21 protein-coding genes, 1 tRNA gene and 2 pseudogenes are annotated in these 19208 nt (G+C 65.4%); 9 read left to right on the forward strand and 15 right to left on the reverse strand.

Annotation, left to right across the window (positions count from 1 at the left end):
- Position 1: 1 nt before the first annotated feature.
- Positions 2 to 313, reverse strand: a complete 312-nt coding sequence (locus ROSELON_RS02155) for an ETC complex I subunit (protein WP_025310811.1) — start codon at positions 311 to 313, stop codon at positions 2 to 4.
- Positions 314 to 689: 376 nt separating this feature from the next.
- Between ROSELON_RS02155 and uvrB the strand changes: the two are divergent.
- Positions 690 to 2883 (forward strand): annotated as a pseudogene (gene uvrB, locus ROSELON_RS02160) (excinuclease ABC subunit UvrB).
- Positions 2880 to 3326 carry a hypothetical protein gene (locus ROSELON_RS18035; protein ID WP_156945704.1) on the forward strand — a complete coding sequence of 149 codons (447 nt, stop codon included), beginning with the start codon at positions 2880 to 2882 and terminating at the stop codon, positions 3324 to 3326. Before uvrB ends, ROSELON_RS18035 begins: the two are co-directional and overlap by 4 nt.
- A gap of 659 nt (positions 3327 to 3985) precedes the next feature.
- Here the strand turns inward: ROSELON_RS18035 and ROSELON_RS02165 are convergent.
- Positions 3986 to 4336 (reverse strand): SH3 domain-containing protein, encoded by a 351-nt coding sequence (locus ROSELON_RS02165; RefSeq protein WP_025310812.1) that lies wholly within the window; start codon positions 4334 to 4336, stop codon positions 3986 to 3988.
- Positions 4337 to 4574: 238 nt separating this feature from the next.
- On the opposite strand from ROSELON_RS02165, the gene ROSELON_RS02170 reads away from it, so the two are divergent.
- Positions 4575 to 5147, forward strand: a complete 573-nt coding sequence (locus tag ROSELON_RS02170) for a hypothetical protein (RefSeq protein ID WP_025310813.1) — start codon at positions 4575 to 4577, stop codon at positions 5145 to 5147.
- Positions 5148 to 5277: 130 nt separating this feature from the next.
- Here ROSELON_RS02170 and ROSELON_RS02175 read toward each other — a convergent pair whose 3' ends face one another.
- Entirely contained in the window at positions 5278 to 5877 is a 600-nt protein-coding gene (locus ROSELON_RS02175) for a rhodanese-like domain-containing protein (protein WP_025310814.1), read from the reverse strand.
- A 146-nt stretch (positions 5878 to 6023) separates the two neighbouring features.
- On the opposite strand from ROSELON_RS02175, the gene ROSELON_RS02180 reads away from it, so the two are divergent.
- A tRNA-Ala gene (locus ROSELON_RS02180) sits at positions 6024 to 6099 on the forward strand.
- 52 nt (positions 6100 to 6151) lie between these two features.
- Here the strand turns inward: ROSELON_RS02180 and ROSELON_RS02185 are convergent.
- The 6 genes and pseudogenes from ROSELON_RS02185 to ROSELON_RS02210 form a co-directional block, all read right to left on the reverse strand.
- Complete coding sequence (locus ROSELON_RS02185; RefSeq protein ID WP_025310815.1) at positions 6152 to 6385, reverse strand: TFIIB-type zinc ribbon-containing protein; 234 nt, start codon at positions 6383 to 6385, stop codon at positions 6152 to 6154.
- Positions 6386 to 6419: 34 nt separating this feature from the next.
- On the reverse strand, positions 6420 to 6677 hold the full coding sequence (locus ROSELON_RS02190; RefSeq protein ID WP_025310816.1) for a DUF5665 domain-containing protein: 258 nt from the start codon (positions 6675 to 6677) through the stop codon (positions 6420 to 6422).
- Positions 6678 to 6765: 88 nt separating this feature from the next.
- Positions 6766 to 7092 (reverse strand): antibiotic biosynthesis monooxygenase family protein, encoded by a 327-nt coding sequence (locus ROSELON_RS02195; RefSeq protein WP_025310817.1) that lies wholly within the window; start codon positions 7090 to 7092, stop codon positions 6766 to 6768.
- 132 nt (positions 7093 to 7224) lie between these two features.
- Positions 7225 to 7695 (reverse strand): hypothetical protein, encoded by a 471-nt coding sequence (locus ROSELON_RS17710; RefSeq protein WP_025310818.1) that lies wholly within the window; start codon positions 7693 to 7695, stop codon positions 7225 to 7227.
- A 146-nt stretch (positions 7696 to 7841) separates the two neighbouring features.
- Positions 7842 to 8342: a tRNA (cytidine(34)-2'-O)-methyltransferase gene (locus ROSELON_RS02205; protein ID WP_084613606.1), complete on the reverse strand. Its 501-nt coding sequence runs from the start codon at positions 8340 to 8342 to the stop codon at positions 7842 to 7844.
- Positions 8335 to 9203: pseudogene (locus ROSELON_RS02210) on the reverse strand (DUF6206 family protein). Before ROSELON_RS02210 ends, ROSELON_RS02205 begins: the two are co-directional and overlap by 8 nt.
- A 220-nt stretch (positions 9204 to 9423) precedes the next feature.
- Between ROSELON_RS02210 and ROSELON_RS02215 the strand changes: the two are divergent.
- From ROSELON_RS02215 to ROSELON_RS02225, 3 genes are all read left to right on the forward strand, one after another.
- Complete coding sequence (locus ROSELON_RS02215; protein ID WP_156945706.1) at positions 9424 to 10110, forward strand: hypothetical protein; 687 nt, start codon at positions 9424 to 9426, stop codon at positions 10108 to 10110.
- Positions 10111 to 10149: 39 nt separating this feature from the next.
- Positions 10150 to 10629 (forward strand): HugZ family pyridoxamine 5'-phosphate oxidase, encoded by a 480-nt coding sequence (locus ROSELON_RS02220; RefSeq protein ID WP_025310821.1) that lies wholly within the window; start codon positions 10150 to 10152, stop codon positions 10627 to 10629.
- Positions 10630 to 10701: 72 nt separating this feature from the next.
- Positions 10702 to 11247 carry a hypothetical protein gene (locus tag ROSELON_RS02225; protein ID WP_025310822.1) on the forward strand — a complete coding sequence of 182 codons (546 nt, stop codon included), beginning with the start codon at positions 10702 to 10704 and terminating at the stop codon, positions 11245 to 11247.
- Positions 11248 to 11250: 3 nt separating this feature from the next.
- Here the strand turns inward: ROSELON_RS02225 and ROSELON_RS02230 are convergent, their stop codons facing one another.
- Positions 11251 to 11667, reverse strand: coding sequence for a DUF427 domain-containing protein (locus ROSELON_RS02230; RefSeq protein ID WP_245605397.1), 417 nt, complete (start codon positions 11665 to 11667; stop codon positions 11251 to 11253).
- Between the two features lie 268 nt (positions 11668 to 11935).
- The gene (locus tag ROSELON_RS02235; protein WP_025310823.1) at positions 11936 to 14227 is read right to left on the reverse strand and encodes a glycosyl hydrolase family 28-related protein; all 2292 of its coding nucleotides are present in this window, start codon (positions 14225 to 14227) and stop codon (positions 11936 to 11938) included.
- Positions 14228 to 14605: 378 nt separating this feature from the next.
- Between ROSELON_RS02235 and ROSELON_RS18590 the strand changes: the two genes are divergently transcribed.
- Both ROSELON_RS18590 and ROSELON_RS18595 read left to right on the forward strand, forming a co-directional pair.
- Positions 14606 to 14851 carry a hypothetical protein gene (locus ROSELON_RS18590; protein ID WP_245605398.1) on the forward strand — a complete coding sequence of 82 codons (246 nt, stop codon included), beginning with the start codon at positions 14606 to 14608 and terminating at the stop codon, positions 14849 to 14851.
- Positions 14852 to 14876: 25 nt separating this feature from the next.
- A complete protein-coding gene (locus tag ROSELON_RS18595; RefSeq protein ID WP_245605440.1) occupies positions 14877 to 15329 on the forward strand; it encodes a homocysteine S-methyltransferase family protein in 453 nt (150 codons plus the stop codon).
- Here the strand turns inward: ROSELON_RS18595 and ROSELON_RS02250 are convergent.
- From ROSELON_RS02250 to ROSELON_RS02265, 4 genes are all read right to left on the reverse strand, one after another.
- Entirely contained in the window at positions 15307 to 16191 is an 885-nt protein-coding gene (locus ROSELON_RS02250) for a homocysteine S-methyltransferase family protein (RefSeq protein WP_025310826.1), read from the reverse strand. The genes ROSELON_RS18595 and ROSELON_RS02250 overlap by 23 nt on opposite strands.
- A gap of 103 nt (positions 16192 to 16294) precedes the next feature.
- Positions 16295 to 16711, reverse strand: coding sequence for a DUF4864 domain-containing protein (locus tag ROSELON_RS02255; RefSeq protein WP_038650079.1), 417 nt, complete (start codon positions 16709 to 16711; stop codon positions 16295 to 16297).
- 66 nt (positions 16712 to 16777) lie between these two features.
- Entirely contained in the window at positions 16778 to 17509 is a 732-nt protein-coding gene (locus ROSELON_RS02260; protein WP_025310828.1) for a DUF4336 domain-containing protein, read from the reverse strand.
- 3 nt (positions 17510 to 17512) lie between these two features.
- Positions 17513 to 19159 carry a lysine--tRNA ligase gene (locus ROSELON_RS02265; protein WP_025310829.1) on the reverse strand — a complete coding sequence of 549 codons (1647 nt, stop codon included), beginning with the start codon at positions 19157 to 19159 and terminating at the stop codon, positions 17513 to 17515.
- Between the last annotated feature and the right edge of the window lie 49 nt (positions 19160 to 19208).

The raw sequence follows: 19208 nt of genomic DNA on the forward strand, positions 1-19208 counted from the left end.
CCTAATGCGTCCAGACCGTCCGCCGATTTGTGGCAAAATTGTCGCCGTAGCCGCCGGGCCGGATGTTCGGCTTGCGCGGTTTGGGCTGCACGACAATCGCGTCGATCTCATGCTCCTCGGCGTAGTCGCGGGCCGCCTCGAGCGTGTCGAAGCGCAGGCGCACTTGGCTGTTCATGTCGGACGAACTGGTCCACCCCATCAGCGGGTCGATCTGGCGTGCGCTGTCCCGCGTGAATTCCAACACCCATTCCTGGGTTTTGGCCATGCCCGAGGACATCGCGGATTTCGCCGGCCGGTAGATACGTGCACGCATGGGCCACCCCCTCTGTCTGATCTGGCACTTGGCTTATGGGAAACGCACGGCGTTTTGGCAACAGGCCAAGATGGCACAGAGCCCAAAGCCGCATCGATTTCACGAAGCAAGCAGTGGGTTGCCGGCATGGGCCGAGGGAGCGAGGGGTGGGTGGGTGGTACGGCCCACACCGGCAACCGCTTCTGCTGCTTGCCCTAGAAAGCTACGCAACGGGTCGATTCCTCGCAACACTTTTTTCGCCTTAAAGTTGTACAAATTGGACTCGTTTCCTCAAGACCCCGTTAACCCTTGTCGTCACCGGAAGACGCGCCGACACGTGCCCCCTTGAACGCGGGTGTCTTGCGGTCAATCTCAAAGGGGCGAGTGGAGGCCCAACATGCACAACAATTCCCCCGAACAGATGCCCGACACGGGCCTGTCCATCGACGTGGTGCGCGCCCGACCCAAGCTGGAGGGCGGCAAACGCTTTGTCATGCAGTCCGAATTCAAGCCGGCCGGCGACCAGCCCACGGCCATCGCGGAGTTGAGCGCGGGGGTTCTCTCGGGCGATCAGAACCAGGTGCTGTTGGGCGCGACCGGCACCGGCAAGACCTTCACCATGGCCAAGGTGATCGAGGAAACCCAGCGCCCTGCCATCATCCTCGCCCCGAACAAGACGCTGGCCGCGCAACTATATGGCGAGTTCAAGGGCTTCTTCCCCGACAATGCCGTCGAGTATTTCGTCAGCTACTACGACTACTACCAGCCCGAGGCCTATGTCCCCCGCTCGGACACCTATATCGAGAAGGAAAGCCAGATCAACGAACAGATCGACCGCATGCGCCACTCGGCCACGCGGGCGCTTCTGGAACGCGACGACGTGATCATCGTGGCCTCGGTGTCGTGCATCTACGGCATCGGCTCGGTCGAAACCTACGGCGCGATGACGCAGGATCTGTTCGCCGGGCGGGACTACGACCAGCGCAAGGTCATGGCCGATCTGGTCGCCCAGCAATACCGCCGCAACGACGCGGCCTTCCAGCGCGGCAGTTTCCGCGTGCGGGGCGACAGCCTGGAGATCTGGCCCGCGCACCTCGAAGATCGGGCGTGGAAACTTTCGTTTTTCGGCGAGGAACTGGAGAGCATCACCGAGTTTGACCCGCTGACCGGCCAGAAAACGGACAATTTCGAAAAGATCCGCGTCTATGCGAACAGCCATTACGTCACGCCACGACCGACGATGCAGCAGGCGATGAAGGGCATCAAGGCCGAGCTTCAGCAACGTCTCGACCAACTGGTGGGCGAGGGCAAACTGCTCGAGGCGCAGCGCCTCGAACAGCGCACGAATTTCGATCTCGAAATGCTCGAGGCGACCGGCGTCTGCAACGGGATCGAGAATTACTCCCGCTACCTGACCGGCCGCGCCCCCGGTGAGCCCGCCCCCCACCCTTTTTGAATACATCCCCGACAATGCCATCGTCTTCGCCGACGAGAGCCACGTCTCGGTGCCCCAGATCGGCGGCATGTATCGCGGCGACTACCGGCGCAAGTTCACGCTGGCCGAACACGGGTTCCGCCTGCCCTCCTGCATGGACAACCGTCCGCTGAAGTTCGAGGAATGGGACGCCATGCGCCCGCAATCCGTCTTCGTGTCGGCCACCCCCGCCAATTGGGAGCTTGAGCAATCCGGCGGCGTCTTTACCGAACAGATCATCCGCCCCACGGGCCTGCTCGACCCCAAGGTCGAGATCCGCCCGGTCGAGATGCAGGTCGATGATCTGCTTGATGAGATCCGCCGCGTCGCCGCCGACGGGTATCGCACGCTCTGCACCGTGCTGACCAAACGCATGGCCGAGGATCTGACCGAATACCTGCACGAACAGGGCATCCGCGTGCGCTACATGCATTCCGACATCGACACGATCGAACGTATCGAGATCCTGCGCGACCTGCGGCTGGGGGCGTTCGACGTGCTGATCGGCATCAACCTGCTGCGCGAGGGGTTGGATATTCCCGAATGCGGGCTGGTCGCGATCCTCGATGCGGACAAGGAGGGGTTCCTGCGTTCGGAAACCTCGCTGATACAGACCATCGGTCGCGCCGCGCGCAACGCCGAGGGGCGCGTCATCATGTATGCCGACAAGATCACCGGCAGCATGGAACGCGCCATGCGCGAAACCGACCGCCGCCGCGCCAAGCAGATCGCCTATAACGAGGAACACGGCATCACGCCTGCGACGGTGAAAAAGAACGTCGAGGATATCTTGGCCGGCCTCTACAAGGGCGACGTGGACATGAACCGCGTCACCGCCAAGATCGACAAGCCCCTGCACGGCGCGAATTTGGAAGCGCACCTGAACGGCCTGCGCGACCAGATGCGCAAGGCCGCCGAGAACCTCGAGTTCGAAGAGGCCGCGCGGTTGCGGGATGAGGTCAAGCGGCTGGAAGCGGTGGACCTGGCGGTGTCGGATGATCCCTTGGCGCGTCAGTCCGTGGTCGAGGCCGCCGTTGAGGATGCGCAGAAGATGAAGGGGCGGAGCACGGCTGGGCGGCCGGGGCAAAGGGGTGGTGTGAAGAGGCGGGGACGGTGAACGGAGAAGTCAAACGCTCGTCAGCGCAAGAACGGGATCAATGGGCCATTCGGATCGAGGAAGAATTGCTTGTTGGTGGAGCGGCGTTCTCTGAGTGGGCAACCCTCATGTCATTTGAAGCACATACTGCCTTTGTGGCTGGCGCCGACATCGCCACCATAATCCTGTGTTCATCTGCATGCGAAACCCATCTTAGGACCGAAGCCAACGACTTTAAATCAAGGTTCATAGAGCTAATTGACTCTTCGACCCTGGCTGAAACGCCAAAGAACGAACTGCATTGGTTGAGGCGCACGCGGAACGACTGGGCACATATCAAACGCAAGACAGCCTCTACAGATCTTAAATGCTACACCAACGCTTACGACGAAGCCCTTGAGGGTGATGCAAAACGGAGCTACCAGGCAATGCTATTGGTACTGTTCTCTGACCAATGGGTGTAGGTTTTCTGATCGCATGATTGAGGTTCGTTTTAATCTCGCGCGAATAGCGCCGAAGGCGCCGCGCGAGCGCCGACGCGCCCCCACGCGGCGGCGCTTTGGCTGCCACAGGCACCCCGCTCAAACCCAGCAATGACACGGCAACCATAAACCGCACCAGACCACACGTCGCAGCGCCCCCGCGCGCGTCGTCCCTCGCGCGGCTTGCGCATCGGCCACGCGTTGCACTGGCTCGCGCCTCGCCGGGGCGTCGCCCGTTCACCCCTTGATCGCTCCACTGGAGCGATCACCGGCCTTTGGCCGGACCGGGGTTCACCCGACCACGCGGCGGCGCTTTGGGCAGCCACAGGCACCCCGCTCGAACGTAGCAATGACACGGCAACCATAAACCGCCCCAGACCACCCGTCGCAGCGCCTCCGCGCGCGTCGTCCCTCGCGCGGCTTGCGAACTGACCACACGTTGCACTGGGTCGCACCTCGCCGGGGCTCTGTCTGTTCAGACCTCAAACGCTCCACCAGAGCGTTTGCCGCTACGCGGACCGGTCTTCACCCACGCGCATCGTCGCCCACGCGGCCTATGCGTGGCGCACTCCCTATGGCGCAGCCTCCGCTGTAGGGCGGGACTTGTCCCGCCGCCCCCGGTTGGCGGGATCAATCCCGCCCTACGGACACACGCCCCCAATCGACAAATACCGCCCATAGACCCAGCCATTGGGGTTCGCCTGCCCCCAGAGCGGCGTCTGGCACCGGCCGGTCATGCATTGCACCTGGTACCAGTTGCCGGACCGTGCCCAGACCGAGATCTCGTCGCCCAGATACAACTCGCCGATCTGTTGATACCCGGTGCCCGGCCCGCTGCGCACGGCCAGAAACCCGTTGCCCGCGGCGTGATTGTAGGACGAAACCGGCCGGATGCCGGTCACATAACCCGTGCAATCCCCCGCCAGCGCCGCCTGCGGCGCGACAAGTGCGGCGGCCGCCAATGCCAGTGCTGCGATCTTCCTCAATGTCATCGGATCCCCTCCTCGACCCCGGTGCCGCGACAGGCGGCCGTCATGCCGCGCAGTCTAGTTCACCGCCGCGGATACGGGCATGACATGGGTCAATGGCCGGCCCACGCCGTGGACGCCGCCCCTGATCCGGCGTCGGGAAATCCCCACTCCCGCACCACCCCCGCTCTCGTGCTATGCTGGGGGCATGCGTTTTCCACGGACCCGAGCCTTTGCCATGCGATCCTTCCTTGTCCTTCTAATGACCCTGCCCGCCGCCCCCGTGCTGGCCGATGACTGCGCCGCGCGGCTGTCCCAGCTACTCGCCACCAGCCTGACCGCCGAAGGCCCCTACATCGCCGAGAACGTGAACATGGTCGCGGGCATGCGGCAGGTCTTTCGCCAGCATTTCGTGTCGGACACGCATTTTCTGGTCGAACAGCTGGAGCCGGCAGGCATGCCGGATACGCTCCATTACGATGGCGGGGCCTGGACCGCGGACGGCGCGGGCGGCTGGACCCTGGCCTGGCAGATCCCGGCCGAGGAGGCGGCCGCCGGCATGGTCGCCCAACGTCAGGCGATGGCCGCGGCGGTCGAAAACGCCAGGTGCACCACCGAAACCCGCGACGGCCGGATGATGGAGCGCATCAGCGGACTGCTCGGCGAAACCCCGACATTCGGGCCAAGCCTCGCCGTCGCCTACCTCGTCGACGCGACGAGCGGGCAGGTCACACACCTGACCTACGACTACACATTGAACGGGATGGAGATGCAGGCCGATTACGTCATCTCGCCGGCCCCAAACCTTACCCTGCCCCTGCCGCCATCGAACTGAGCTGGCGAGCATCAGTCTGCGCAGGCGCGGGCGCGGGACGCCCGATCCCGGCCCGACAACGCGCCGCGCCCGATCCGCAGGGGCGCGGCGCCTGTCGCTTTTCGCGGCAGATCGTGTCAGCCGGATCGCGTCAGGACGTGCCCGGCGCCACCGTCAGACCCAGCATGTTCCAGTTCTGCATGCCGCCACGATAGTAGTGGATGTTTTCGGCCGGAAAGCCCGCCTCGATCATGCGGCGCGCGGCCGTGGGCGACTGGCCGCACCACGGGCCGTTGCAGAACAAGACCACCGTGGCGATATCGTCGCCCTCGCAGATCCAGCCGTCGAAATCCACCTCGCAGCCCAGCTCGCCCAACCGGTCGGCGGCCTCGGTATAGGGCATGCTGATGGCGCCGGGGATGGTCCCCTCTTCGTATTGCGGGCGGATGCGGCCATCGACCAGCAGCGCCTCGCCCGATTCGAGGAACTCAAGCACCTCCAATTCGCCCACCGGGGTGACACCCGGCGCGGGCACCATCGGCTGAATGCAGAAATCGGGACAGGGGCGCGAGGTCTGTTGCCAGAATGCGCCGACCGTGGCCGAGGTATCCTGATTTCGCATGATCTCGACGGGGCCGGCGTCGGTTTCGACCGTCACGCTCATCACCTCGGGCGTGATCCCGACCTCGTTCTCGGCCAGCGCGGGGCTGGCCAGCGCGACCATGCAAAGCGTCATTAGCGCTGTGCGCATCGTGTTTCCTCCCTGGGGTTGTGTCGTCCTCTCCCATGTCCACCCTAGGCCGTGTCGCGCGCCGTTCCAAGCCTTGCCGAGCCTCGGGATGCGACGGAAATGCCTATTGCGGTGCATACGAAAACCTATCACATCCCGCCCCAGGCGGGGCCGTAGCTCAGTTGGGAGAGCGCGTCGTTCGCAATGACGAGGTCAGGGGTTCGATTCCCCTCGGCTCCACCAGCCTGCCCACCCGATCCTCCGATGGCCGCGCGCGGCGCCGTGCGCGTCGCTTTCAAAAGTCGAAGATGTCGTCCAGAAAGGACCACGGGCGTTTGCCGTCCTCGGCCCGGTCCTCGGGGGCTGGCCGGGCCTGCCGCGTCTCGGCCGGGCCGGGCGCAGAGCGTTCGATGATCTTGTCCAACTCGCCCCGGTCCAGCCACACGCCACGGCAATGCGGGCAATAGTCGATCTCGACCCCCTGGCGTTCGGCCATCTGCAGCGTCGTTCCGTCCACCGGGCATTTCATAGCCGGGCCTCCTTTGGTTCTGGACGGACGCCGGTCATTCCGCTTCGCCGTCGGTCAGGGCCTGGATCTCGTTCGCGATCCCGACCGCCCAATCCCCGATGATCGGGATGAATTCGATCTGGCTCAAGGCCCAGATGATCAAGGACAACAGAACCGATGCCCCGATCACCGTCCCCAGCCCCACCGCCATGCCGATCGCAAAGCGGAACAGCATGACGCGGGGCACGGATTGATACACATAGACCATCTTGTGTGCGCGCAGATGCGCCAGTTCCTCGCGCAGGGCGCGCACCTCCTCGGCCAGGTCCGCCGCACCGCCCGCGTCGCCCGACCGGCCCTCGGCCGGCGGGGCTCGCGGTCCGCCTCAACCGTCGCGCGCGTCATTCGGGATCATAGGTCTTGACCACGTCGATCATCACCGGCTCGAAACTGCGGCACAACTCGTTGATCTTGCGATTGCGGCGGCGCATCTCGTCGCTGCGCAGCATCGCCTGAAAATCCTCGCGCCGGGTCCATTGCGAGTAGTTGACCACCCGTGTCTGGGCATCGTTCACATGCAGCGCCGCCGCGATGAAACCCGGCTGATGGGAAATGAACTGGTCATAGGCCGCCTGCAGGTCATCGAGCAGATCGGAGCAGGACCCTGGCGACGTCTCGAACGTGGTGATGACGGTCTGAAGCTGGGTGTCCTTGGCAATACTGGGCATGGGTACATCCTCCTGATGGTCCAAGCCTAGCAAGCCCGCCGCCCCGCGCCTAGCACCCCTGCGCCGCCCCCCCCTGCGGTTTGCGCGCGCGCCATCGGTGGGGGGCGCGGTGACACCCCCCGCATGCGCCGATCAAGACCCGTAATTCTGCTGATACAGTTCGGCATAGGCGGGCATCCCCTCGGGCAGGGCATAGCCGGCCTCGAGCATCGCCGCCTGAGTCGCGCCGATGGCGTCGATGGCGTCGCCCTCGGGCCAGGTGCCCGCGAGATAGGCCTGATACGCCTCGTTCAACTGGCCCAGCATCGCGGCCTCGGTCGTGCCGGCGCGGGTCGCGAATTCCTGATAATGGGCCATGTCGAACCCGACGACATTCACCAGCGGGAAATCGCCCCAGCCGCTGCCTGCCTGCGCGGCCCAGTCATGGACCTCGCTGATATCGGTGCTGGCAAGGAAGATATCGACATCGCTGGACAGATCCGAGGTGCCGCCGGACACGACTGCGATCACCGCCAGCCCCAGACCGACGAGCGTGGCCGTCAGAACCACCCAATCGACGGTCACCGCCCCGCTGTCGGATGACAGATACCGTTTGATGCTCATCTCTGAAGTCTCCTGTTTGCGCATTGCTTACCCTGCGTCAGGGTTGCCGCGGCGCATGGCGGAACAAGGGCATCGCCCGGTCTTGATTGCGGTATCTTCTTGACGGGGCGGCCAGGACAGCGGGCCGCCGGCCCGCCGCCAAGCCCTCAGCGCAGATAGGCGGCCATCGCATGATAGGCGACCGCCGTGGCCGCATTCGCAAGGTTCAGCGACCGGATATGGGCGCTGCGCATCGGCAGGCGATACAGGCGGTCGGCATGGGCCTGCACAAGGTCCGGCGGCAGGCCCTTGGTCTCACGCCCAAAGACCAGATAGGCGGACGGCGGATAGACCGGGTCATACACCGTGCCCGCCTGGCCGTCATCCTCGAACAGGAACAGCTGCGCACGGTCCGGTCTGCGCGCCGCGACGAAGGCCGCCCAACTGTCATATTCGCTGAGACGGACATGTTTCCAATAGTCCAGCCCCGCCCGCCGCACGGATTTGTCCGACAAATCGAAGCCGTAGGGTCGGATCAGGATCAGTTCCATGTCGAGCGCCACGCAGGTGCGCCCGATCGTGCCGGTGTTTCCGGGAATCTCGGGCGCCACCAGCACGATCTTCATGTCGGCGCGCGGATCGTCCGCGCCGGTGTCGATGTCAGGCATTTGGGCGCAGGTTCGACCCAACGCGCAAGCCGCGCCGGGATGGCCGCAGGATCGGCCGTGGCCGGGTCAGCCCCTCGACCAGGGCGGCGCGGTCGGCCTCGGGCAGGCGGGCTGCGGCAAACCCTGTGGCCCAGTCTTTCAGGGCCGGGGCCTCGGCCGCCGGGCGCAGGGCCATCGCGCCCTCGATCAGCGTCAGAAGGCTGCCGGCCGGTGTGTACCAGGCATCCTGGATCTCGCGGACGCGACCGGGCAGGACCGTGCCGATCCCCCGGATCAGGCCCGATTCCGAGAACCGCAGGATCAACCGGCCCATATCTTCGCGGCTATAGCCGATCAGCGGCGGAAAGGTATCGAGAAAGACCGGCCCGTGATCGTCCAGCGCGAAGTTGCGCGGCGCGGCGTGCAATCCGATCCGCTCGGGCCGCTGTGCAACACCGCGCCAGAACCCGGCCACCGCGCCGGCCACCTCCTCCAGCGCGCTGAGCGCGGTATCGGCATCCACCTGCGGCAGCCACGCGCTCAGCAGGCTGGCCGCGCTCACGGGTGCAGGCGCGGTCGTGTCCTGGCCCATGGCCGCCTGCACGATGACGGGGCGCAGGAACCCATGCTCGTTCAGCAACAGAAACCGTGTGTCGGGCACGCGCAATCCGGCCAGCTCCAGGCAATCCACATACGCCTCGTGGCGCCGGGCGGCCTGTTCCAGCAGGGCCGGGTCGCGCCCGCGCGGTAGGCCTTGATCACCCGGTCCGAAAGCGGGCCCTCGGCTGGCTGGAACGGGGCGCAGAAATAGCCAAGCCGACGCACCGGCAGTCCACGCCGGGCATCAAGCGCAGCACGCACCTGTCCCACCAGTTCGCTCATCGAACACACCTTGTCAGGTCACACATGGCCTAGACGTCGCGCGCAGTTACGCGGCACGACCCGACCTTGTGACATCTCCCCAATGGCCCTTTGGCCAGAGAACAAAACGTGCCTAGAATCGACGCTTTACGCAACGCCATTAGGGGTTTCTTAACCAAAGCGGCGCAATTCTATCCACATGCGTTGCCGTGCCGCCACGATTGCCGGGGTTTGCGCCCTGATGCCGTGCCTGTCCGCCCCCGGCCTCGCCGGCCCCTGGGCGCGGGAGGATGGCGACCTGTTCCTGTCCTTCTCGATCTCGGGCGAGGAAACGCAGACCGATCTGGTATTGGGCGAGGTCGTGCCGGATCGCCACGCCTCGATCTATGCCGAATACGGGTTGGGCCATCGGCTGACCGCCGGGCTGGATCTGGGTTGGGGCGAAACCGCACAGATGGCCGCTGCCTATCTGCGCCGCACCCTGACCGCCCCCGACAGCCGCTGGCAGGTCGCGCTGGATGCCGGCATCGCCGGGCGATGGCAGGACGGGGCCGATCCGGTGCCGCTCCTGCGTCTAGGGGCGGCGCTCGGCTATGGGTTCGGCGGCTGGCAGATCGGGGCCGATTGGCTGCCGCTGGGCCATCAGGGCGGCTGGATGACGCTGGACGCCACCACCCTGACCGACCCCGAGACCGGCGATACGATCTGGCAGGGCGAGGCCACCATCGGGCTGCACATGGCCGACCGGCTGCGCATCGCCCTGGCCCTCAAGGCCGAGGACTGGCCCGAGGCCGATCTGACCGTTTCGGCGCGCCCCTCGGTCATCTATTCCTTCACCGACCGCACCGCCGTGCAACTGGGCGCACATATGGCCGTGCAGGGGTCGGACGCGGTCGGCCTGTCCTTTTCGCTGTGGCAGGAATTCTAGGCCCTGCCACCGGCGCGCGACGCCTGCTAGACTGCCCAGATGACCGAGCGCCAGACCGACCCGATCCGCCCCACCGATGACGAGGCGCGCGCCCTTGCCCGCGACCTGATCGCCACCGCCCGCCATGCCGCGCTGGGGGTCAGCGCAGCCGACACCGGCGCGCCGATGGTCACCCGCATCGCGCTGGTGCCGGGGCCCGATGGCGTGCCGCTCAGCCTGATCTCGACCCTGTCCAGCCATACCGGCGCGCTGCAGGCAAACCCGGCCTGTTCGCTCCTCATTGGCGAGCCAGGGCCACGCGGCGACCCGCTGACCCATCCGCGCCTGACCCTGCAGGCCCGGGCCGAGGCCGCCGATAAATCGGCGCTCAAGGACCACTACCTGTCACTCTATCCCAAGGCGCGGCTCTATTACGATTTCAGCGACTTCCAGCTTGTCCGCTTTACCCCCGACATGGCGCTGCTGAATGGCGGGTTCGGCCGCGCCTACCGCTTGTCGGCGGCCGATCTGGCACCGTAAGGCGGGGGCATCCCCGACCCGCCCCGTCAGTTCGTCATGGGCAAGCGCGCCGCAAGCTGACATCATGGCAGGATGAGCGATGCGCCCCTCGACCCCGACCTGATTGGCATCTGGATCGTCCCCGGACAGCCACAGACCTACGAGGTGTCGCCCGACGGCGTTTTTCACGTGGCCGACCCCGAAGAGCCCCTGGCCTACGAGGAGGACGGCCGGATCATGACATTCGGCGCGCGGCGGCTGATCCGCCAGGTCGGCTCGGGCGAGACGCCGGTCGGCGGCTGGTCGGATGTCGAGACGCGCGATATCTGGGCCTTCGGGCAGGATCAATCCTATTCCGTAAATGCCGATGGCGTGACCGAAACCGGGATGTGGTCGCTGCGCGATGGCGGTGACAGCCTGTGGCTGTGCGAGGATCGCGCCACGATAACCACCGACGGCGCGCATCTGACCTTTCGCACCGGCCCAGATGCCGCCACCGGCCTGGGCGCGCCGCAGGCGCTTCGGTACGGCTACACGGTAGAAGACGGGATCTGGCGGGTGCTCGACCCCGACAGATGGACCGAGTTGACCCGCTATGTCAGCCTGGCGCGGCTCGAACGGATGTCTGGGGCCGGATAGCGGCTACCAGTGCATCGTGCCGGCCGCGCCCTTGATCTGGCCGGTCAGGTTCGGCGTCACCCATCCGCCGTAGAAATCGCCCGGTTGTGGGCGCACGCGCATCTCGCCGACCCAGGCCTCGTCCACAGATCCGGCATAGAAGCTGACGAAATCGCGAATCTGCGCGAAGCGGGCCGTGGGCGCGGGATAGCACCACGCCGCGTTGCGCACCCGACGCCCGTTCAGGACCAGGTCGAAATAGGCCGCGCGCCCTTTCCATTCACACCAGGTTTCCCGCGACGCGGGAACCAGCGCCGACATCAGGATGTCGGATTGCGGGATGTAGTAGGTGGGCGCGTGATGGGTTTCGAGCACGCGAAACGCCGCCTCGCTGTCGGCGATGGGTATCCCGGCCAGGACCACGCGCAACCGCTCGGCCACGGGGTCTAGCCGTGGGGGGGCGGGGATAATCCTGCACGCATTCGACGGGCAAGGCGGTCATGGGGCGCTCCGGGTGTTTCAGGGTCTGCGCGAGAGCTAGCGCGCGGGATGCCAAAGCAAAACCCCGCGCGCCCCCGCACGATGCCGCAGTCCGGGGCGGGGGTGGCCGACTGGCCGGTAAAACCGGCGCGGCCCCTCCCCCCGCCCAGCATGCGCCCTGCGTCCCGCCGGCCGCACCCTTGGGCGGGGGCCGGCGGCGCGGGCGGCATCAGGTGTCGCAGCGCGCGGTCATGTTGACCGTGCCCCGCACATCCTGCGACCAGTTCAGGCGGATCGTCTGCCGCCCCACCCCGTGCCGCGTGGTGGCATAGGGCATGGTGTAGATCGCCACGTTCGAGACCGAGCGCACGGCCCCCTCGGGCAGGACCGACAGCGCCGACATCGCCTGCAAGCCGAAGGGCAGCACATCCGACAGGTCGATGTTCCACACGCTGACCGGCGTCGCCTCGGTATGGCGGCGGATCACCGGGTTTTCGGTGCGCTTGGTGATGCCGTGGAACGTGTTGCCGGTGAACAGCAGGTCCGTCGCGCGGCCCGTGTCGAGCGGCGCGATACTGTCATCCACCCCCTCGACCGCCTCGAGCGCCGCGCCCCCCGTCTTCTTGAAGAGGTTGTCGCAGACGGACAGCCCGTTGATGTAGTGGTCGGGTCCATAGGGCTTGATGACGATGTATTTCATCCACGGCCCTGCCCCGGTGGCGAAGAAGATGTTGGAATTCACCGTCAGCCCGTGGAACGAGTATTCGCCCTGCATCTCGGGGTTGGGGTCATGCTCGTTGCCCCACTCGATATAACAGTTGTCCACGTAATTGCCGGTGAAGGTCATCTTGCAATTGGTGCCGGTGATCACCAGGCCGGGCGAGCGCAACCCGTCGGTCTCGCTGTCGCCCTGGAAAAAGTGGTTGCCGGTGACGATATTGCCGGTGCCGCCCATCACGGCGAAATGCAGGAACTTGACCGCGCGGTTGTCGCGGATCTTCACATCCGAGGAATTGGTGTTGAACGCGATCGAGACGCGGTCCTGCACGCGGGCGGTCTGTTCGTTCGACAGGAACTGGCACCGGTCGATCTGCATGCCCTGGCACCCCTCGTCGCAGGAGGTGATGCCGCGATCCTTCGGGCCGGTGAAGAAACAGTCCTGCACCTGGAACACAAGCCCGTCGCGCGCCAGCATCAGGCCCGAACACCGCCCGGCGCACAGAAACTCGATATCCGACACCACGAAGCGTTGCAGGTTCAGGAACCCCGAGAAATCCAGCAGGTACTTGAACCGGGTGAAGGTGTAGGTCTGCTGCGACGGCGCGCCCCAGAGCGGGCTGGACAGGAACACCTTTTGCTGCGCGGCATTCACGCCGGTGACATAGACCTCGCGGCCCACGCCCGTGGGCCCCGTCACCAGCGCCCCCACCGGGATGTCGCCGGCATTGGCGACGCCGGTCAGGGTCGTGCCGTCGGTGTTGACCCAATTGCCGCTGCGGGTATGCACCTCGTCCTGCCAGGCGGTGGACTCCTCGGCCGAAAGCTGGCCGTTGCGGATCACGCGACGGTTGGCATAGGTGTTGCGGTTGCCCACGATCTGTTGCACGTCCAAAGGTGCGTCCAGCAGAACCCGCCGCCCGCACAGGTCGAACGCCTCGTGGTCGGATTGATTGAACAGCTGTTGCAGACCTTTCTTAAGCCCCAGCACATCGTCGCCGAACGCCTCGGAATAGCCCTTGAGATCGAAATTCTCGTTCAGAGACAGGCGCGCGGCATCGGGCATGACCAGTTTGCCCTCGAAGCGCACGGGGTTGTTCATGGTCAGGTTGGCCGAGATGTAGAACGTGCCCGCGGGGACCAGCACCTCGCGCCCGGCGGCGGCGGCATCGGCGGCGAAAAAGGCCGACCGGTCATCGGTGACGCCATCGCCCATCGCGCCGAAATCGCGCACATCGACCCAATCCATCATCTTGCGATGGAAGACATGGGTGACATCCTCGATCACGAGGCTTTCGATGCGGATCTGTCCCGAATTCGGCCCGGTGAAATCGAGGCCGAAATACCCGTAATCGGGCGTGTCGCCCCAGGGCATGTCAACGCCGCCACGCGCGCCGGTGCCCACGATGGCCGAGACCGTCACGATCTCGCCATAGGCGGTCAGGGTGGTTTCGGGGCCGGTCAGCGCAATGCCGGTGACGGGGTTGTCGCCCGCATCCCCGGCCCAGGCGGCGACCCGCACCGTGGGCAGGTTGCCCGACAGGACCTTGAGCCGCGCGCTGATCCGCAGGTAGGTGCCCGGCAGGATCGGGGTCTGGCCCATGAAGCGCAGCTTGGTCAGCGTCTCGGTCTTGAGGAGTTCGAGGCAGTCGCCGAAATCGGGATCGGCAGGCACCAGGGCCGCATTGGCGGCGCTGGCCCAGGTGTCCGAGCCGGGCGTGCCATCGCCCCGCGACCACACCCCCAGCCCCTCCGCAAAGGCGGGCGGCATCAGCACCAGACCGTCGGTGATCACCTGATTCATGTCAGTCCCCTTTTCCCGCGCAAGGGTCGGACAGGACCGCAGGCGCGCCATGAAGATCGGACCAGAACAGGGAACCCGAGGCGCCCCGAAACTGGCCACCTCGATTGTTGAGCGATGTGTGAAAAAACGCCGGTTTTCGCCGGGCTGGATACGGTTCTACGGCAGAGACGTTAACATCGGGTTAAGGGGGCGCGAAAACCTGCGCGGCCCGAAACCGGAGCGGGGCGGCGGCCCGACCGCAGCCGGCCTTCACGTCGATCCGCGGGTGGGACAGGGGCGGTTTTCAGGGCCGCAAGACAGGGGCGGCCCCTCTCGGCGGTGAAAGCGGCGCGTCCCTATGCCAGGCTTCGCCGAGGCACCTATGGGGAGGCGGCGGCCATGACGCGCAAGAGCGGCAGGTTTCCGGACGTGACCGCCGACCTTCTGTTGGCCTATCTCGGGATGGAGACCGATCTGATCTTCAATCGCGGCGTGGACCTGCCCGGTTTCGCGTCCTTTCCGCTACTCGAAACCCCTGAGGGGCGCGATGTTCTGACGGGATACATGGTCGACATAATCGCGCTCGGCTTCCCCTGGGTCGCCAACCGCGATCGGGCGGCCGATCTCGGCGCTGACCGATACTGAGGTCGATGTCATCAGCGGCAACACACTGGCCTACCCGGCCGAAGCCATCGGCATCGTGCGGGCCGCGCGGCGTGTCGGCTTGCCCGTGGTAATCGCCGTCACGGTAAAGACGGATGGACGCCTTCCGACCGGGATATCTCTGAAAAACGCGATCTTGCAACTGGATGCGGCGACGGATGATGTCGCGGCCCATGTCATGATCAACGGTGCGCATCCCGATCATGTCGCTTCGGTGCTGGAAGATCGGCCTTGGGCCCGGCGCGTCCGGGGGATCGTCGCCAACGCGTCGAGATGCAGCCATGCCGAGCTTGACGCTGCCGAGGTGCTGGGCGGATGGTGCAGCACCGATATGCGGCATATGGCAGAGATCGCCAGCGCCGCCGCTTCGGCTGGACGCCGAACGCCCCATTGTGTCCAGGCCATACCCCCGGAAAAGGCGCGGTATCCGTCCGCCTTCAGGCGGCGACACCGTGTTTGAAGCGACGCGCCAGTTCCGCGATATGGGCCGGCCCGATCTCGCAGCAGCCGCCGATGGTGCGCGCGCCGTGCGCGGCCCAGGTTTCGGCAAAGCCGGCATAGGCGGCTGGCCCGATATCCTGGCGGGCGCTCAGCAGGTCGGTTGTGGCCCCGATCTTGTCGAAGCGCGGATCGATCCGGGTGAAGCCGTTGGCGTAGCCGCCGACATGATCGTGCAACGCCGCAAGGATCGGCAGGCCCTGCGACACGGCCTCGGGGCGGGAACAGTTCAGCAGAACCCGCGCGGGTGCGTACTCGGCCAACAGCGGCGCGAGATCGGCCAGCGCCTCGCCCGAGCGCAGGCGCGTGCCATCGCCGTCATCGACGCTGAGTGCCAGCCAGACGGGTTTGCCGAGGCCCTGGGCGCCCATGAGCCCACCGCGCGCCTGATCGACCGAGGACATGGTTTCCAGCAGCAGCACATCGACAAGGCGCGCCTGAGTCCGGGCGACCTGCGCGTAGATATCGGCGGCGATTTCGGCCGTGGGCGCATTGTCGGGCCGATAGGAGAACCCGATCGGCCCCAGCGACCCGGCCACAAGGCCGTGACCGGCACCGTCCCGCGCCTGACAGGCGAGGCGGCAGGCGATCTCGGTCAACTCGTGCAGACGATCGCTCATGCCGAACGCCGCCAGCCGGTCGGGCAGCACGGCATAGGTGTTGGTGGTGGCGACATCCGCCCCGGCACCGAAGAAATCGCGGTGCACATCGGCGACCAGATCGGGCGCATCCACCAGCGCCTGCAGGGACCAAAGCGGCGTGGCCCGCCCGGCGCGATGCACCAGTTCCTGCCCCAGGCCGCCGTCGAGAATGGTGATGTCCATGTCGCTTCCCCGCGTGAACGTACAGGCGCGATATAGCCGCGCGGACCATCACGTCGAGCCCGAATTACGGCGGGCAAAAGAACCCGCAATTTTTTTAGGTGCCTCAGGCAGCGACGCTGGGGGCCTCGAGAATCTGGACACCGTTGATGCGCCAGCCCTCGTCGGTCTGGATCATCTGGTATCCCAGATAATGCACGCGCCCCGCCTGGTCGAAGACCTCGACCCGCTGGACGAGGACGCGGCCCAGCGATTGCAGGTCGATGAAGCGGACCGCCCCCGGCGTCCAGACCATCGGATAGCCCTGTTCGACCATGGCGGCGAAATTCTCGGGCGTGCCGAAAAGGCGCTGGATGGTGGGGCTGGCGAACTCCCATGCCGTGTCGACATCCTCGGCGCGGAAGGCGTCGAACTGACCGCCGATCACGCTTTCGATCTCGGGATTGGGGTCGAGCACCTGTTGCGCCTGCGCGCTGAGCGTGGCGAGGCCGAGGGTAAGGGCGGCAAGGATGGCACGCAGCATGTCGGGGTCTCCTGTCGTTTGTCCTTTCAGAAGTGACGTAGCGCGCGGGCGAATGGTTTCACGCGATCAGGGATCGAGGAAGCGGAAGGCGCGTTTCAACTCGGCCACGGCGTTTTCGGGATACCAGCGGCCATGGGCCAGCAGGATGCGCTGTGGCTCCCACGCGATCATGCGACCGATGGCGCGGCGCAACTTGGGCTTGTCGAACACTAGGCGCATGTCGCGCGGCATGGAGCCGTCGGGGTCCTGGTTGCCCGCGACCTTGGTGAAAAGGCGCATGTGCCACGGCAGTTTCGACGGTTCGAAATTCTCGATCAGGTCGGTCAGGATCAGGCTGTGGGACTTCTTATGAAAGAATACTGCCTCGCGGTGGATATGCGAGCCGGGGACGATCATCTGGTCCAGATCGCCGGACCATGCGGGCGGGGCGTCATTGCTCAGCAGGTGATCGGCGCGCAGGCGGACGTCGCGATCCTTGGCGCGCTCGCGGACGCCCGGCGCGACCCAGGTTTCTGCGGCAGGCACTGCATCGGCCCAATCCTGGATATGGGCGTAGTGAATCCAGTTCGGGGCGATCAGGTGCCGGATGGCACCGAGCGCCTGCAGTTTTGCTAGAAGATCGGCATCGAAGGCGATGGGCGAATGCAGCCAGAGATCGCCGGAGGACAGCCGCACGACGGTCATCCGCGTGGGGAAGTCCATCCGGTAGAAGTCGATCTCGGGGCCGTCGACGATCCAGATATCGTCGTCGACGGGCTTGAGCGTGAAGAGCGGCGGATATGTGCCCTCCGCCGCCATGGTTCAAGCGGCCAGCTTGCCCGCCAGGCCGTCGGCGATCAGGTCCTTGGTCTCGTCGATGCCGTAAAGCGCGATGAAGCCGCCAAAGCGCGGACCCTGCGACGCGCCCAGAAGCACCTCGTAAAGCGCCGAGAACCAGCTGCGCAGCGGGTCGAACCCATGCGTCTTTCCGATGGCGAAAACGATGGATTGCAGGAATTCATCATCGTGCCAGTCGACGGCGGGCAGCGCCACGTCCTTGCCTTCCTGCGCGTTCTTGCGGGCGATGACATCCAGTGCGCGGTCCGCATCGCCGAGGCAGGCCGAAAGTTCCTCCATCGCCGCACATTCCTGATCGGTCGGCAGGCGGAAGGAGCGCGTCGGTTTGACGAAATCATTGTAGTAGCGAATGGCAAAGCCCGCAGCCTGGTCAAGATCGGGGTTATGTTCGGGCGAGGCATCGGGCGCGTAGCGGCGGATGAAGCCCCAGAGCTTGTCCTTTTCCTCGGCCCCGGAGACGGACACGAGGTTCAGAAGCATCGCGAAGGGCACGACCATGGTCGACTCGGGCACGTTGTGGCCGTGGATGTGATAGACGGGGTTGGCCAGACGCTGCGCGGTGTCCTGCTTGGCATAGGCGCGCAATTGCTGGTGGTATTCGTCCACCGCCTTGGGGATCACGTCGAAATAGAGCCGCTTGGCCGTTTTCGGCTTCAGGAACATGAAATAGCTCAAGGATTCGGTCGAGGCATAGGTCAACCATTCGTCGATCGAGATTCCGTTGCCGGAAGATTTGGAGATCTTTTGTCCTGTCTCGTCGAGGAACAGTTCGTAGGTGAAATGCTCGGGCGCGGGATGGCCGAGGATCTCGCAGATCGCATCGTAGATCGGCGTGTTGGTCGAATGATCCTTTCCATACATCTCGAAATCGACGCCGAGCGCGGCCCAACGGGCGCCGAAATCGGGCTTCCATTGCAGTTTCACGTTGCCGCCCGTGACCGGCAGGGTCCATTCGCGCCCGTCCTCGTCATCGAAGGTGACGGTGTGGTCGGTCGCGTTCACCTCTTTCATCGGGACGTAGAGGACGCGGCCGGTTTCGGGGTGGATCGGCAGAAAGATCGAGTAGGTCTGGCGGCGTTCCTCGCGCAGCGATTTCAGCATCACCTTCATGATGTCGTCATAGCGTTCGGCGGCGCGTTTCAGCACCGTGTCGAACTGGCCCGAGCGGTAGAACTCGGTCGCGGAATAGAACTCGTACTCGAACCCGAAGGTGTCGAGGAAACGGCGCAGCATGGCGTTGTTGTGGTCGCCGAAACTGTCATGGGTGCCGAACGGGTCGGGCACACTGGTCAGCGGCTTTTGCAGGTGCTCGCGCAGCATGTCCTGGTTGGGGACGTTGCCGGGCACCTTGCGCATGCCGTCCAGATCGTCGGAAAAACAGATCAGCCGCGTGGGGATGTCCGAGATCACCTGAAACGCGCGGCGGATCATCGTGGTGCGCAGAACCTCGCCGAAGGTGCCGATATGCGGCAGACCCGAGGGGCCGTAGCCGGTTTCGAACAGCACGTAGCCCTTTTCGGGCGGCTGTTTTTCATAGCGTTTCAGCACCGCGCGCGCCTCTTCGAAGGGCCAGGCCTTGGAGGTCATCGCGGCGTCACGCAGATCGGTCATCGTCTTTCACCCTGAAACTCGCGCGGGGCATCCATTCCCCTGCGTCCCC

Origin of the sequence: Roseibacterium elongatum DSM 19469 (assembly GCF_000590925.1) — a bacterium.
GTDB classification, from domain to species: domain Bacteria; phylum Pseudomonadota; class Alphaproteobacteria; order Rhodobacterales; family Rhodobacteraceae; genus Roseibacterium; species Roseibacterium elongatum.

Coding starts and splice junctions, on each gene's coding strand:
- ROSELON_RS02155 (WP_025310811.1), bottom strand. CDS start 313: ATGCGTGCACGTATCTACCGGCCGGCGAAATCCGCGATGTCCTCGGGC.
- ROSELON_RS02165 (WP_025310812.1), bottom strand. CDS start 4,336: ATGACATTGAGGAAGATCGCAGCACTGGCATTGGCGGCCGCCGCACTT.
- ROSELON_RS02170 (WP_025310813.1), top strand. CDS start 4,575: ATGACCCTGCCCGCCGCCCCCGTGCTGGCCGATGACTGCGCCGCGCGG.
- ROSELON_RS02175 (WP_025310814.1), bottom strand. CDS start 5,877: ATGCGCACAGCGCTAATGACGCTTTGCATGGTCGCGCTGGCCAGCCCC.
- ROSELON_RS02185 (WP_025310815.1), bottom strand. CDS start 6,385: ATGAAATGCCCGGTGGACGGAACGACGCTGCAGATGGCCGAACGCCAG.
- ROSELON_RS02195 (WP_025310817.1), bottom strand. CDS start 7,092: ATGCCCAGTATTGCCAAGGACACCCAGCTTCAGACCGTCATCACCACG.
- ROSELON_RS17710 (WP_025310818.1), bottom strand. CDS start 7,695: ATGAGCATCAAACGGTATCTGTCATCCGACAGCGGGGCGGTGACCGTC.
- ROSELON_RS02205 (WP_084613606.1), bottom strand. CDS start 8,342: ATGCCTGACATCGACACCGGCGCGGACGATCCGCGCGCCGACATGAAG.
- ROSELON_RS02215 (WP_156945706.1), top strand. CDS start 9,424: ATGCCGTGCCTGTCCGCCCCCGGCCTCGCCGGCCCCTGGGCGCGGGAG.
- ROSELON_RS02220 (WP_025310821.1), top strand. CDS start 10,150: ATGACCGAGCGCCAGACCGACCCGATCCGCCCCACCGATGACGAGGCG.
- ROSELON_RS02225 (WP_025310822.1), top strand. CDS start 10,702: ATGAGCGATGCGCCCCTCGACCCCGACCTGATTGGCATCTGGATCGTC.
- ROSELON_RS02235 (WP_025310823.1), bottom strand. CDS start 14,227: ATGAATCAGGTGATCACCGACGGTCTGGTGCTGATGCCGCCCGCCTTT.
- ROSELON_RS18590 (WP_245605398.1), top strand. CDS start 14,606: ATGACGCGCAAGAGCGGCAGGTTTCCGGACGTGACCGCCGACCTTCTG.
- ROSELON_RS02250 (WP_025310826.1), bottom strand. CDS start 16,191: ATGGACATCACCATTCTCGACGGCGGCCTGGGGCAGGAACTGGTGCAT.
- ROSELON_RS02255 (WP_038650079.1), bottom strand. CDS start 16,711: ATGCTGCGTGCCATCCTTGCCGCCCTTACCCTCGGCCTCGCCACGCTC.
- ROSELON_RS02260 (WP_025310828.1), bottom strand. CDS start 17,509: ATGGCGGCGGAGGGCACATATCCGCCGCTCTTCACGCTCAAGCCCGTC.
- ROSELON_RS02265 (WP_025310829.1), bottom strand. CDS start 19,159: ATGACCGATCTGCGTGACGCCGCGATGACCTCCAAGGCCTGGCCCTTC.